The organism is Pseudonocardia nematodicida (assembly GCF_040105385.1).
Lineage (GTDB): Bacteria > Actinomycetota > Actinomycetes > Mycobacteriales > Pseudonocardiaceae > Pseudonocardia > Pseudonocardia nematodicida.
The window spans coordinates 468,966-482,311 of record NZ_JBEDNQ010000002.1 but is presented as its reverse complement, the minus strand read 5'-3'; the positions used below and the strand labels follow the sequence as shown (position 1 = coordinate 482,311).

At 72.6% G+C, this 13,346-nt stretch carries 14 protein-coding genes; 6 read left to right on the top strand and 8 right to left on the bottom strand.

Annotation, left to right across the window (positions count from 1 at the left end; all coding sequences use genetic code 11):
* Genes WIS52_RS06490 through WIS52_RS06470 form a run of 5 tightly spaced genes read right to left on the bottom strand, consistent with a single transcriptional unit; the run spans window position 1 to window position 2,627 of the window.
* Window positions 1–516: an O-acetyl-ADP-ribose deacetylase gene (locus tag WIS52_RS06490; protein WP_349297197.1), complete on the bottom strand. Its 516-nt coding sequence runs from the start codon at window positions 514–516 to the stop codon at window positions 1–3.
* On the bottom strand, window positions 513–1,283 hold the full coding sequence (locus WIS52_RS06485) for a 5-formyltetrahydrofolate cyclo-ligase (protein WP_349297196.1): 771 nt from the start codon (window positions 1,281–1,283) through the stop codon (window positions 513–515). Before WIS52_RS06485 ends, WIS52_RS06490 begins: the two co-directional genes overlap by 4 nt.
* 16 nt (window positions 1,284–1,299) lie before the next feature.
* Window positions 1,300–1,554 carry a DUF7218 family protein gene (locus WIS52_RS06480; RefSeq protein ID WP_349297195.1) on the bottom strand — a complete coding sequence of 85 codons (255 nt, stop codon included), beginning with the start codon at window positions 1,552–1,554 and terminating at the stop codon, window positions 1,300–1,302.
* A 9-nt stretch (window positions 1,555–1,563) separates the two neighbouring features.
* Window positions 1,564–2,040, bottom strand: a complete 477-nt coding sequence (locus tag WIS52_RS06475) for an NUDIX domain-containing protein (protein WP_379611520.1) — start codon at window positions 2,038–2,040, stop codon at window positions 1,564–1,566.
* The gene (locus WIS52_RS06470) at window positions 2,037–2,627 is read right to left on the bottom strand and encodes a GNAT family N-acetyltransferase (RefSeq protein WP_349297193.1); all 591 of its coding nucleotides are present in this window, start codon (window positions 2,625–2,627) and stop codon (window positions 2,037–2,039) included. Before WIS52_RS06470 ends, WIS52_RS06475 begins: the two co-directional genes overlap by 4 nt.
* Before the next feature lie 259 nt (window positions 2,628–2,886).
* Between WIS52_RS06470 and WIS52_RS06465 the strand changes: the two genes are divergently transcribed.
* Window positions 2,887–3,756, top strand: coding sequence for a DedA family protein (locus WIS52_RS06465; RefSeq protein WP_349297192.1), 870 nt, complete (start codon window positions 2,887–2,889; stop codon window positions 3,754–3,756).
* 7 nt (window positions 3,757–3,763) lie between these two features.
* On the opposite strand, the gene WIS52_RS06460 is transcribed toward WIS52_RS06465, so the two are convergent.
* The 3 genes from WIS52_RS06460 to WIS52_RS06450 are packed head-to-tail and all read right to left on the bottom strand — an operon-like array spanning window position 3,764 to window position 6,512.
* The gene (locus WIS52_RS06460) at window positions 3,764–4,264 is read right to left on the bottom strand and encodes a flavin reductase family protein (RefSeq protein ID WP_349297191.1); all 501 of its coding nucleotides are present in this window, start codon (window positions 4,262–4,264) and stop codon (window positions 3,764–3,766) included.
* Complete coding sequence (locus tag WIS52_RS06455) at window positions 4,261–4,689, bottom strand: hypothetical protein (RefSeq protein ID WP_349297190.1); 429 nt, start codon at window positions 4,687–4,689, stop codon at window positions 4,261–4,263. The genes WIS52_RS06460 and WIS52_RS06455 overlap by 4 nt, the downstream gene beginning before the upstream one ends.
* A gap of 44 nt (window positions 4,690–4,733) precedes the next feature.
* A complete protein-coding gene (locus WIS52_RS06450) occupies window positions 4,734–6,512 on the bottom strand; it encodes an FAD-dependent monooxygenase (protein WP_349297189.1) in 1,779 nt (592 codons plus the stop codon).
* A gap of 186 nt (window positions 6,513–6,698) precedes the next feature.
* Here WIS52_RS06450 and WIS52_RS06445 point away from each other — a divergent pair, with 186 nt between their 5' ends.
* From WIS52_RS06445 to WIS52_RS06425, 5 genes are read left to right on the top strand one after another with little or no spacing between them, the layout of a single operon-like run.
* On the top strand, window positions 6,699–8,177 hold the full coding sequence (locus tag WIS52_RS06445) for an aldehyde dehydrogenase family protein (protein WP_349297188.1): 1,479 nt from the start codon (window positions 6,699–6,701) through the stop codon (window positions 8,175–8,177).
* 8 nt (window positions 8,178–8,185) lie between these two features.
* Window positions 8,186–8,875: a class II aldolase/adducin family protein gene (locus WIS52_RS06440; RefSeq protein WP_349297187.1), complete on the top strand. Its 690-nt coding sequence runs from the start codon at window positions 8,186–8,188 to the stop codon at window positions 8,873–8,875.
* Between the two features lie 27 nt (window positions 8,876–8,902).
* Entirely contained in the window at window positions 8,903–10,060 is a 1,158-nt protein-coding gene (locus tag WIS52_RS06435) for an LLM class flavin-dependent oxidoreductase (RefSeq protein ID WP_349297186.1), read from the top strand.
* Entirely contained in the window at window positions 10,057–11,640 is a 1,584-nt protein-coding gene (locus WIS52_RS06430; protein WP_349297185.1) for a carboxylesterase/lipase family protein, read from the top strand. The genes WIS52_RS06435 and WIS52_RS06430 overlap by 4 nt, the downstream gene beginning before the upstream one ends.
* Window positions 11,641–11,654: 14 nt before the next feature.
* The gene (locus WIS52_RS06425) at window positions 11,655–13,343 is read left to right on the top strand and encodes a thiamine pyrophosphate-binding protein (RefSeq protein ID WP_349297184.1); all 1,689 of its coding nucleotides are present in this window, start codon (window positions 11,655–11,657) and stop codon (window positions 13,341–13,343) included.
* Window positions 13,344–13,346 lie beyond the last annotated feature (3 nt).

The following is a 13,346-nucleotide window of genomic DNA, read 5'->3' as shown; positions in this document are numbered from 1 at the left end:
TCACGTCCCCGCGGCGGTCTCGAAGGCCTGCAGCACGTCGTCGCTGAACAGGACGAACCGGACCTGCTCGACGGCGGTGCCGGTGTCTCGGACGGTCCCGACGGCGATCCGCGCGGCGTCCGGGACCGGCCAGCCGTAGACGCCGGCGGAGACGGCGGGGAAGGCGACCGACCGGGCGCCGAGCTCGTCGGCGACCCGTAGCGACTCGCGGTAGCAGCTCGCCAGCAGGTGCGCGCGGTCCTCGGACGTCGCGTACACCGGGCCGACGGTGTGGATCACCCAGCGGGCCGGGAGGTCTCCGGCGGTGGTGGCGACGGCCCGGCCGGTCGGCAGACCGTCCGGGTACCGGCTCTCCCGTAGTGCCCGGCACTCGGCGAGGATCTCGGGCCCGCCCCGGCGGTGGATCGCGCCGTCGACGCCCCCGCCGCCCAGCAGCGACGAGTTCGCCGCGTTGACCACCGCGTCGACGGTCGATCCGGTGATGTCGCCGCGCTCGATGACGATCTCGGTGCTCACCGCTTCTCCTTCCGCAACCTCCCGAGCAGCGGGATGGCGTCGATCTTCTCGTCGGTCAGCGAGTCCCACACGATGCCGCCGTCGGGACGGGTGCGGCGGTGCTCCCGACAGTCGACCACACGATCCGGGGTGACGACCAGATCGACGGGGGCGTCGTGCCCGGCCCACGGGATGACGCCGGCGTCGTGCAGCTGCAGCTCATGCACGGTGGTGACGACCAGGGTGTCGTCGGAGATCAGTCCGGCCTCGCGGGCCAGGGCGAACTCGAGGTCGGCGAACCCGCCACCCTTGCCGAGCCGGGCCCCGTCGGCCCCGACGGCGACGCAGCCGGTCACCACCAGGTCGACCGGCTCCAGGTCGTCGACGGCGACCCGGCGGGCCGAGCGGGTCGCGTTCGCGATGGACACGGCCTTGCGCGGCGGGTCGGCCAGATGATCGGGGTCGAGCAGGAAGAACGGGTCGTCCTCGGCCAGCTTCGGGACGGCCATGTAGACGGTCTTGCCGTCCTCCAACGCGTACCGGCGCACCGGCAGCTGCGCGGAGTCCGGATTGGACTTCACGGTGCGGGCGGTGCGCCAGACGTCGAGCTCGCGCAGCCGGCGCGCGGCGGCCTCGGCGCCGATGAAGTTGGAGATCCGGTTGCGTGCGCCGGGGAACCGGGACGCCTTCTGTTCGGTCAGCGCCGTCCACACCTCGTCGCGCAGTGCGGCCTTGCGGGCCAGGATCTCGGGGTCGCCCCCGGCGTCGTGGTCGTGACGGCGGCTCATGGGCGCCGACTCTGCCCTAGTGGTTCCGGAGGGCCTCGATCAGCTCGTCCTTGCTCATGTCCGAGCGACCCGTGATGCCGACCTTCTGCGCCTGCGCGTACAGGTCGTCCTTGGTCATGTCCTCGTAGTCGCCGGACTCGCCGCCGCGCCTGCCGACGGTCTTCCGGCCCTCCGCCGCGGCGGCGTTCGCGATCCGCGCGGACTTCTCCTTCGAGTTGCCCTCCTCGCGGAGCCGCTCGTACATCTCCTCGTCCTTGATGCTGCTCGCCATGGGAGGCGACTACCCGCCGACCAGGGCCTCCAACCTGTTGAGCAGCGGCAGCTGCCCCTTCACGATCTTCTCCCGGGCGGTGGCGAGGTCGAACCACTCCGCACGGTCGATCTCCGGGAACCGGACGGTCCGCCCGGAGCGGGGCGGCCACTCCAGCTCGACCCAGCTGCCGTCGTCGGTCCGGGCGGCGACCCCCTCGGCGCCGGTGAAGCCGGAGCCGTCCAGCGCGAACGCGGTGACGACCTTGCGGGACTGCCGGACCGAGCCGAGGTCGACCGGATCGCCGTCCGGGGGCGGGACGCCGATCTCCTCGGTGAACTCCCGGCGCGCGGCGTCCAGCGGGGTCTCTTCCGGGCCGTGCTCGCCCTTCGGCACCGACCAGGCGTGGGCGTCCTTGCGGGCCCAGAACGGGCCGCCCATGTGTCCGAGCAGGACCTCGACGCCGTCGGTACCCGAGCGGTACAGCAGCAGTCCGGCGCTGGTCACGGGCGGCACGCGGGCTCCTCGGTCGTCGGTCGGTCGAGCCGGTGGACGTGGCTCAGCGGCGGGTCGATCGGGTTGTCCGGTGGCAGGTCGCCGGACGCGACCCGCCGGAACCCCGCCTTCTCCAGCGCCCGCCAGGACGCCCGGTTGCCCGCGCTCACCGGGACGATGATGGCGGGTGCGTCGGGGTAGCGCTCCCAGACCCCTGCTGCCGCGGCGGCGAGGATCCTCGTCCCGAGGCCGCGGCCGGTGAGCCCGGGTGGGCCGATCAGGTAGTCGATCGTGACCGCGCCGTCCGGGACGGTGAGGATCGGCGCGATCTCCACCACGTACTCGGGGAAGTCGTGCCAGCGGCAGCGCTGCAGCAGACCGACCGGGACGCCGCCGGCCGACACCACCAGGTCCTCGGACGGGTCCTCGCCGCGCATCGCGGGGCCGAAGTCGCGCTCGACGGCGTCGAGGGTGGTCTCGTGGTTCCACCAGCGCGCCACGTGCGGCTCGGCGAGCCAGTCGCGCAGCATCGGGAGGTCGGTGGGGGTGAGCGGACGGAATGTGATCGGCCCGTCCGGGACGTCCTGCGGGTCGGGCACGGCCGGAACGGTAGCGAGCGACGCCGCCGGGGAGCGAGCGAGTTCGGCGCCACCCGCCGGACCGGGCCCTGCCGCGACCCGTGACCACCCGCCCCGACCGCCGCGGTGGGTGCGGCGGGTCGCGGCAGCCGGACCCGCATCGTCCCTGCGGACGAGGCGAGCGGCGGGGTGATCTCGTCCGCGGCGCCGACGCGGGCCAGGAACGCGCGGCATAGCCTCGATGTCGCGGTGGAACACCGATCGCCGCTGGGGGAGAGCGATGACCGGGGAGACCACGACCGGCGACGACACCGGCACGCCGCGACCGGACCCGAGCGCTGGGGACCCGAGCGCTGGGAACGAGGCCGGCGCACCGACCGGGGAGCCGTCGCGCGAGGCGGAGCACCCGCGCCGGCGCGGACCGTTCCGGCGCCGGGAGTACAGCCCGGAGGAGGTCGAGGCCGCCAAGCAGGCCTGGCGCGACGTCCGTCCCTGGGACGGCCCGATGACCCGGGGCGACAAGATCCTCGTGTTCAGCACGCTGGGCGTGCTCGTGCTGATGCTGGTGTCGCTGCCGTTGCGGCCGTTCCTGCTGGCGTCGCACCCGGTGGCGCTCAGCGCGGTGACCGGCAGCCTCTCGGCGATCGGTGCCGGTGCGGCCTTCGCCCGGATCGGCGAGACCGAGCTGTGGCTGGTCGTCCTGGCCGGCGTGTTCGGGATGATCAAGTTCGACTGGCTGTTCTGGCTCGCCGGCCGGCGCTGGGGCGAGAAGATCGTGACGCTGTTCGCGCCGGGGGAGCGGGCGCAGGGGTTCGTCTCCCGGGTCCGGTCCTGGCCGCCGTGGGCGCTGCCGCTCGCGGTCGTCGCGGCCGCCCTGCCCGGCATCCCGTCGGCCGCGGTCTTCGCGGTCGCCGGCCTCGGCCGGATGCGGCTCGCGACGTTCCTGCTCGTCGACGCGATCGGCGCCGCGCTGATCACCGGGCTGGTCGCCGGGCTGGGTTTCGGTCTCGGGCAGAACGCGGTCGACGTCGTGCTCACCATCGACCGGTACGCGTTGTGGATCAGCCTGGCGCTGATCGTGTTCGTCGCCTGGAAGTCCGGCCGGCGGAACCCCACGCAGGCCGGGCCCGGTGGAGCTCCGGCCGGGTAGCCGACGCTCAGAGGCGCAGGGGTTGGTGGGTGCCGAACGTCCGGCGGTGGTAGACGAGCGGGTTCCCGGGACCGCCGTCGGCGCTGAGCACACGCCCCAGCACGATCGTGTGGTCCCCGCCCGGCACGAGGTCGGTCGCCTCACAGGCGAGCCAGCCGGACGCCGCCGCCAGCCGCGGCAGCCGGTCGCACTCGTCCCAGTCGATGCCGTCGAACTTGTCCGCGCCCTTGCCGGCGAACCGGGTCGCCAGCCCGCTCTGCCGGTCGGTGAGCACATTGACACCCAGGATTCCGGTGTCGCGCACGATGCGGAGGAGCTCCGACGTCTCGTCGAGCGCGACGATGATCATCGGGGGCCGGCGGGACAGGGAGCTGAAGGCACTGACGGTCGTCCCGTGCGGACGCCCCCCGTTCAGGGTGGTCACCACCGCGACCGGCGTGCACACACCTCCCATCACCTCGACGAAGCTGTCCTGGAGCCGGGCGTCCGGTGGGTTCTGCCCGGTCATGACACGTTCTCCCACGGCTGGGCGACGGACGGGCCGGACCGTGCGGCGTGCGCCTCGTGCAGCTCGATCGCGCGGGTCCACAGGACGCCCGGACAGTCCCCGAAGAGCGGAGCCCGCACTCCGGCGGCACGCAGCGCCGCGGCGCCCTGTGCACAGGTGAACACGGCGTCCGGACGTCCGGCGACGATCGTGGCCGCCGCGGCGGCCACCTCGGCGTCGGCCGCCGGTACCCCAACGATGGTGACCTCGCACTCCAGTGATCGCAGCGAGCGGACCGCGATCTCCGTCTCGCCGGAGAGGTCGGACACGAACACGGTGACCCGCTGGTTCCGGCCGATCCGGAACCGGCGCAGACCGGCGGCGAGCTGACCGGCCCGGGTGGCGAGGCGGTCGTCGGGTGCACACGATGCGATGGCTGCGGACACGCTTCCTCGATTCTGGTGTCGGAGGTTCTGGTATCGGACGGGCGTCACCGCAGGGGCACGAGGACGTCGGCGAGGAACCCGGCGACGTCGCCGTCGAGCGGAAGGACCTGTGCCACGTACTGGTCCGGCCGGACCACCACGACGGCGCCCCGCGTGCGGTCGACCCCCCGGAGGTCGAAGACGTCCTGCCCGGGCTCCGGGCAGAACACCTTCTCGTAGTCGGTCAGGCCGAAGCGGCCCTTGCGCGGCAACAGGACCGATGGCACGTCGGGCACGCTCAGGTCCCGGTGGCCCTGCTGGAGGATCGCCCGGACGTCGATCACCGAGTCGGGTTCGGCGCCGTCCGGGGTGAACCGCGCCAGCAGGTCGGGGAGCGTGGCGCACAGCGACTCCAGCCCGGCCCGGGAGCGGTCGGCGAAGACGTAGAGCCGCCACGCGCCGTCGGCGCGGGCCGCGTGCCCGAGATGCATCGGCTTGGCGTCGGCGAGCCGGACCACCGGGGCGGACTGGAACCGCATCCCGACCGGGAAGCCCTCGGCGAGCTCCTGGTACGTGGGCTCGCCGGTCAGCAGCGACGGCCCGTACCGGACCGCGACGCCGGCGGTGTAGCGACCCTGTTCGCGGAAGTAGTGCTGGAACTTCTCCGGCTCGGCGTCCCGGTCGCTGAACAGCGCGGCGAACTCCTTGTCGAACTCGATCAGCCGCCGCGCCACCGCCTGCCGCTCGGTGGAGTAGGTGCGGAGGATCTCCGGGCGTGCGGTGCCGCGCAGCACGGTCCCGAGCTTCCAGCCGAGGTTCCAGGCGTCCGCCATGGACACGTTCATGCCCTGGCCCGCCTTGGCGCTGTGGGTGTGGCAGGCGTCCCCGGCGATGAAGACCCGCGGATCGTCGCCGTCGTCGAACCGGTCGCAGACGCGCTGGGCGATCTCGTACACCGCCCACCAGCCGACGGATCGCACGTCGATCTCGTAGGGGTGCAGGATCCGGTTCGCGACGGCGGCGAGATGCTCGGGTGTGACGTCGCCGCGGCTCACCCCGGGCTCGAGCTCGATGTAGAGGCGGACGAGGTAGCCGCCCTCGCGGGGGATGACCAGGATGCTGCCCTGCTCGGAGGCGATGGCGGACTTCAGCCGGATGTCGGGGAAGTCGGTCACGGCGAGCACGTCGAGCACGCCCCAGGACTGGTGGGTGGCGTCGCCGCGCAGGCGCAGGCCCATGGCCTCCCGGGTGACGCTGCGCGAGCCGTCGCATCCCACGACGTACTTCGCCCGGATCGTCCTCCCGTCCAGCTCGACGACGACCGGGTACTCGCCGGCCTCGACCCGCACGTCGGTGACGTGCAGGCCGTAGTAGGGCTCGGCGCGGGTGGCGGAACGCGCCATGTGCTCGCGCAGGTAGGCGAGCATCCGCGCCTGGTTGACGATCATGTGGGGCATCTCCGAGATGCCCTCCTCCACGTCGTCCACCCGGCCGGTACGCACGATCGACGCCGGATCCTCCGGATCCGGTCGCCAGAAGGTGACCTCGTTGACCTGGTAGCCCTCGCCGATCAGCCGGTCGGCCAGGCCGAACGCCTCGAACATCTCGACGGTCCGGCACGCGACGCCGTCGGCCTGGCCGACCGCGAGCGGTCCCTCCCGCCGCTCGACGACGACGGTGTGCAGTTCGGGGAAGGCCGCGAGCTGGGCCGCGAGGACGAGCCCGGCCGGCCCGCTGCCGATGATCACCACGTCCGCGGTCGCGGGCAGCTCGGAGGGGTGGTCGCGCACGGGCTTCTCGATCAACGGATCCCCGGGCTCGTAGCCGTCGAGGTAGAACTGCATGCGGTCGGCTCCTCGTCTCGGACTGCTCCGCGCATCCTGGTTGCCTTTCTGCGGGGAGGGACACGTTTTTCTGCGCTGAGGAACAACCTCTGAGCGGACCCGGTGTTCCTCTGTCAAGAATTTTCTTGTCCGCGGAGACCGCGGATGGTGAGTCTCGCCGGGACAACGACGTGAGGAGCGAGCCTGATGAACGCCGTGGACACGTCGGCGGAGGAGCGCGGTCACCTGGCCGTGCGGGACCGCACCTGGAACCTGCTGATCGGCGGTGAGCTGCGGCCCGCGGCGAGCGGGCGGACCTACGAGCGGATCAGCCCGTTCCTGGGGGAGCCGATCGCCACCGTCCCGGACGCCGGGCCGGAGGACGCCGACGCCGCGGTCGCCGCGGCGCACGCCGCCCGCCGGGAGTGGCGGCTCACCCCGGCTCCGCAGCGGGCGGCCGCGGTCACCGAGGCCGCGCGGATCATCGAGCAGCACGGCGAGGAGCTGGCGCTGCTGGACACCATCGACGCGGGCTCGCCGCTGGCGAACTCCCGGATGGACGTCCAGATCACCCTGAGCCAGGCGAGGCTGTTCGCGGGCCTGGCACTGGAGATGAAGGGCGACACCATTCCCGCGAGCGCCGGCCTGCACCTCACCGTGCGCCAGCCGGTCGGCGTGGTCGTGCGGATCGTGCCCTTCAACCACCCGCTGATGTTCGCGGGCAAGGTGTTCGCGCCGCTGGTGGCCGGCAACCCGACGATCCTCAAGCCGCCGGAGGTGGCGCCGCTGTCGGCGCTGCGGCTCGGCGAGCTGCTCCGGGACGTCTTCCCACCCGGCGTGCTGAACATCGTCGTCGGGAACGGGCCCACCGTCCCGGACCGCCTGGTCCGGCACCCGGACGTCCGCCGGATCGGGTTCATCGGCTCCGAGCGCACCGGAATGGCGATCCAGCGGGCCGCGGCCGAGTCGGGGATCAAGGAGGTCAGTCTCGAGCTCGGCGGGAAGAACGCGATGGTCGTGTTCGCCGACGCGGATCTCGACGCCGCCGCGGACGCCGCGATCCGGGGCATGAACTTCACCTGGTCCGGCCAGTCCTGCGGGTCGAACTCGCGGCTGCTCGTCGAGCGTTCCGTGCACGACGAGGTGGTGGCGCGGATCGCCGCGCGGCTGCGTGAGCACCGTATGGGGGATCCCCTGGACCCGGCGTCCCAGCAGGGCACGATGATCGACCAGCGGCAGTACGACACGGTGCTCGGTTACCTGGACACCGCGCGGCGCGAGGGCGCCACGGTCGTCACCGGCGGCGGGCGTCCCGCCGAGTTCGCGCACGGGCTGTTCATCGCCCCGACCGTGCTGACCGGCGTGCGCGAGGACCACGTCGTCGCCCGCGAGGAGATCTTCGGACCGGTGCTGTCGGTCCTGGAGTTCGCCGACGAGGACGAGGCGGTCCGGATCGCCAACGACTCGCCCTACGGCCTGACGGCGGCGGTCTGGACCCGCGACGTCAGCCGGGCACTGCGCATGGCCCACGAGCTCGAAGCGGGCTTCACCTGGGTGAACGACTCGGCCAAGCACTTCCCGAACGTTCCCTACGGCGGGGTGAAGGCCTCCGGGGTCGGTCGCGAGGAGAGCCTCGAGGAGCTCCTCTCCTACACCGAGCTCAAGTCGATCAACATCTCCTACTGAAGGGCGTCATGACCGACGACATCCGCGAGCTCGTGTCGCTCGCCTCCCGCGTCCTCGGCCAGGCCGACCAGGGCGACTTCATCTGGGGCCACGCCTCGGCCCGCGACCCCGACGACCGGGGCGTGTGGATCAAGCGCAGCGGCATCGGGCTGTCCGAGGTCGGGCCGGACCAGGTGCACCTCGTGTCCCCCGACGGCGAGGTGCTCTCCGGGGAGGGCCCGCGCCATCTCGAGTTCCCGATCCACACCGAGATCATGCTGGCCCGCCCGGACGTCGGCGGCGTGGTCCACGCGCACTCGCCGCACGCCGTCGCGCTCGCCGCGGCCGATGTGGAGCTGCGCCCGGTCAGCCACGCGGCGACCTACTTCGTGCCGCCGAGCGTGCCCCGGTTCACCGAGACCACCGACCTGATCACCACCCCCGAGCTGGGCCGGTCGGTCGCCAAGACCCTCGGTGACTCGTCCGGGGTGTTCCTGGTCAACCACGGCATCGTCACCGTCGGCCCGGACCTGCAGACCGCGGCCTTCGCCGCGCTCCTGCTCGAGACCGCCGCCGAGCAGATGCTGCGGACGATCGCCTACCGCGGCGACCCCGTCTGGACCGACGACGACGAGGCGCTGGTCAAGCGCGAGCGCATCTACAACGACGCCGCGGTCCACACCGCCTGGGACTACCTGGTCCGACAGCTGCCCCACTGAGCCCCCGCACAGAGAACAAGGATGTTCATGGCCAAGCCACGTGCGCACGACCCCGACCTGCTCAGCTTCTCCTACTTCTTCCCGACCGGGCAGACCGACCACATCTGGTCGGACGAGGCCGCCGCAGCCACTCCGCTGCTGGACAAGGGCGTGTTCCTCGAGATGGCCAGGGCCGCCGAGGAGGCCGGGTTCGACTCGCTGTTCATCGCCGACACCTGGTCCGGCCACCAGCGGGAGGCCGAGCGGGCGGGGCACCAGTCCCCGAAGTACCTGGCCACGTACCTCGCGATGGGGCTGTTCGCGGTCACCGAGCACCTCGGTGTGATCACGACGATGCACACCAGCCACCACCGGCCGGCCCATGTGGCCCGGGCGGGCGCCACGCTCGACGCGTTCAGCGGCGGCCGGTGGGGCTGGAACGTCGTCACCGGTTTCGGGGACGTCGAGGCTCGGCTGTTCGGGGAGACCGGGCTGGCCGGGCACGACGACCGTTACGCCGCGGCTGCCGAGTTCGTCGAGGTGGTGAAGGGGTTCTGGACCGAGGACGAGCCGATCGACCACCGGGGTCGTTTCCACACCGCCCAGGGCCGGATGAAGGCCCCACGGCCGGTGCAACAGCCGACACCGCTGCTGGTCAGCGCGGGTGCCTCGCCTGCGGGCATGGCGTTCGCCGCCGAGCACTGTGACCAGCTGGTGGTGGCGGGCAACACGATCGACAAGATCCAGGCGGTCGACCACCGGCTCGACGAGCTCCTCGGCGCCGCCCCCGCCCGGCGGGAGGTGACGACGGCGCCGTTCGCGATCGTCATCGTCCGCGAGGGGGAGGGCGAGGCGGAGGCGGAGTACGAGCGGCTCACCGAGACGCTCAACGTCGAAGCCACCCGGGAGCTCGCCGCCGACATCCTCGGCGGGGTCGAGTCGATCAAGGCTGCCTTCGCGGGGCAGGACCCGCACGAGGCCGCGAAGGCGTGGGGGAGCGGCCGGGGAATCCTGAAGCTCCTCGGCACCGCGGAGCAGGTCACCGAGCAGCTCGTGGAGCTGAAGAAGGAGACCGCGACGCAGAACCTGCTCGTGAACTTCCCGCTGTGGAACCCCGGCGAGGTCCGGTCCTTCCGCAGCGTCCTCGACCACTGCCGGGACGCCGGGATCTGGCTCCCGCCCAGCGAACGGAGCTACTCGTGGTGAGCACCGAACAGACCACTCCGGTGGTCGCGGTCGACAGCGGCGAGCTGGCCGGCCTGACCCGCGCCGACGGCGTCCGGGCCTTCCTCGGCGTGCCGTATGCCGCCCCGCCGGTCGGGGACCTGCGCTGGCGGCCGCCGCAGCCCGTCGTGCCCTGGACCGGTACCCGCACGGCGCAGGAGCACGGACCCGCGGCGCCCCAGTTCGCGCCGCCCGCGAACTCGCTGTACTCCGGCGGGGAGCAGCGGTTCTCCGAGGACTGCCTGCACCTCAACGTCTGGACCGGGACCGAGGGCGACTCCGGCCGGCCGGTCATGGTGTGGCTGCACTTCGGCGCCTACCAGTTCGGCTCGGCCGGCAACCCGATGTACGACGGCGGGGCGCTCGCCGCGTCGGGCGTCACGGTCGTGTCGGTCAACCACCGGCTGGGCAGGCTCGGGTTCCTGGCACACCCCGGCCTCACCGCCGAGTCCGGCTACGGCGGGTCGGGCAACTACGGCCTGATGGACCAGATCGCCGCACTGGAGTGGGTGCGCCGCAACATCTCCGCGTTCGGTGGCGATCCGGGCAACGTCACCCTGTTCGGGGTCTCGGCAGGCGGCAACAGCGTGCACAACCTGCGCAGTTCCCCGCTGGCGGCCGGGCTGTTCCACAAGGTCATCGCCGAGAGTGCGCCCGGCGTCGCCCCCGCCCTCGACGGGCCGGGCCACCCCGCCAACCCCAGCACCCTCTCCGCCGCCGAGCAGGCAGGCACCGAGCTCGCGGCGCTGCTCGGGGCATCGACGCCGGCCGAGCTGCGGGCCCTGCCGGTGGAGCAGCTCATGGCCGCGCAGCTGCCGCGGGCGGCGGGTCGCTGGTCGTTCGACCTCGTCCCGGGCGCCGAGATCGGGCTGGCCCTGTTCGACACCGGCTATCCCGTGATCGACGGGCACGTTCTGCCGAAGGACCCGCTCGCCGCGTTCCTCGCGGGTGAGGTCGCGGACGTGCCGATGCTCGCGGGGAACGCGGAGAACGAGGCGTCCGGGCTGCCGTACGTCGGGAGCCTGGCCGCGTACCGGGCGGCCGTCGAGGAGGGCTTCGGCGAGTACGCCGCCGAGGTGCTGGAGCTCTACCCCGCCGGCACGGACGCCGAGGCCCGCACCGCGAGCTGGGCGCTGCTGGGCGACCAGGTCTTCGTCTGGTCGACGTGGACGGCCGCGCGGCTGCACGAGCGCAGGCTGACCACGCCCGTGCACTACTTCCGGTTCCTGCGCAGGCCACCGATCCCCGCGACCTCGGACCTGATCGAGCGGGACTACGCGGGGGCCTTCCACGGCGGCGAGGTGCCCTACGTCTTCGGGACCCTCGACGCGTGGGACTGGGACTGGACCGACGCCGACCGCGCGCTGTCCCGCCGGCTGCAGCAGGTCTGGATCGACTTCGCCCGCACGGGCGACCCCACGGCGTCCGGCGCGGTGGACTGGCCGGCGCTCGCAGGCGGGGTGCTCGGCATCGACTCCGAGCCCGGTCCGGCCGACCCGCCGGACCCGGCCCGGATGGCGTTCTGGGACAGATACCACGGAGTGGCGGGTGAGCTCGCATGACGGGAGGAGCGGACATGACACGGGTCAACGGCGCGGAACTGCTGGTCCGCACGCTCGTGCGCCTCGGCGTGCGGGACGCGTTCAACATCGTCGGGCTGGGGTTGTTCCCGCTGGCCGAGGCGTTCTACGCGCACCGGGACGAGCTGCGGTACGTGACCGCGCTGAACGAGACCAACCTCGGGCTGATGGCCGCGGGCTATGCCAGGGCGAACCGGTCGGCGGCGTTCGTGAACGTCTACCACGCCTCCGGCACCGGGCTCGGGATGATGGCACTGACCACCGCGTGGGCGGACGGTGTGCCGCTGGTCTTCACCAGCACCACCTCGAGCCGGGCCCTGGCAGGGCGCGACCAGTACGCCGCCGTCCCGCGCGCGGTCACCGAGATGAGCGACCAGTTCACCAAGTGGAGCGCGGAGGTCCCGTCCGCGGACCGGATCCCGGAGTTCCTGGAGCGGGCCTTCCAGATCGCGAACACCGCGCCCTACGGGCCGGTCCACCTGGCCTTCCCGATGGACGTCTGGCTGGAACAGGCCGAGGACACCGGTGTGAGCCCCACCGAGGTGCTGGCGGACTTCGCCGCCGCGCCCGCCGCCGTCGAGCGGCTGGCGCAGCTGCTGCGTGGCAGCGAGCGCCCGGTGATCGTCACCGGGGCCGAGGTCGCGCGCTACGGCGCGGTCGGGGCCGCCGTGGCCCTCGCCGAGGCGCTCGGGTGCACCGTGCTGCACGAGGACAAGGTCGCCGATCTCGGCTTCCCCACCACCCACCCGCAGTACGCGGGCAAGCTCGGCGCGCACCGCGCGGTCGTCGAGGGGGCGGATCTCGTCCTGCTGCTCGGCGTCGAACTGACCGAGTCCGGTCTCACGAGGCCGATGGACTTCGGGGACGCGACGACCGTCGTGCTCAGTCCGGATCCGCTGCTGCTGACCCGGCAGATCCGGCCGGACCTGGCCGTCCTCGGCGCACCGAGACCCACCCTGGAGGCGGTGACCGCGGCGCTCGGACCGATACCGCAGCGGGAGACACGCGCCGCCGCGGCGGCCGAGCTGCACGCGACGCGGGACGCGCGCAACGACCGGATCCGCGCCATCCGCTACGACGCCGACGAGCTGGCCATCGGCCGGATCCTCGCCGAGCTCGAAGCGGCCATGCCCGAGGGCACGATCATCGTCAACCACTGCGCGTCCGGTGAGCCGTTCGTCGAGGACCTCATCCCCTATCCGGACACCGACAGGTTCTTCGGCATCTCCAGCAAGGCGAGCGCGCAGGGCTGGGGTGGACCCGCCTCCATCGGCATCCAGCTGGCCCGGCCCGACGCACGGGTCGTCGCGCTGCTCGGCGACGGCGGCTTCATGTTCAGCTCGACGGCGATCTACGCGGCCGCCCAGCAGGACCTTCCCGTCGTTTTCGTCATCCTGAACAACGGCGGCTGGCGCGACATCGGCGCGCTGGCCACGGTCGCGAAGAGCCCGCTGGCCGACGCCGAGGGCGTGATGGGCTGGACGTTCGCCGACCCACCCATCGACCATGCGGCGTTCGCCGCCAGCCTCGGCCTGGAGAGCCGCCGGGTCGCCACACCGGGTGAGCTGCGCGAGGCACTGGACAAGGCGTTCGCCCAGGGGCGCGCCACGTTGATCGAGGTCATGAACTCACCCGAGGACGCGCACGAGTTCTCCCGCGTCTTCACCCAGTCGTCGGAGGACTGAACC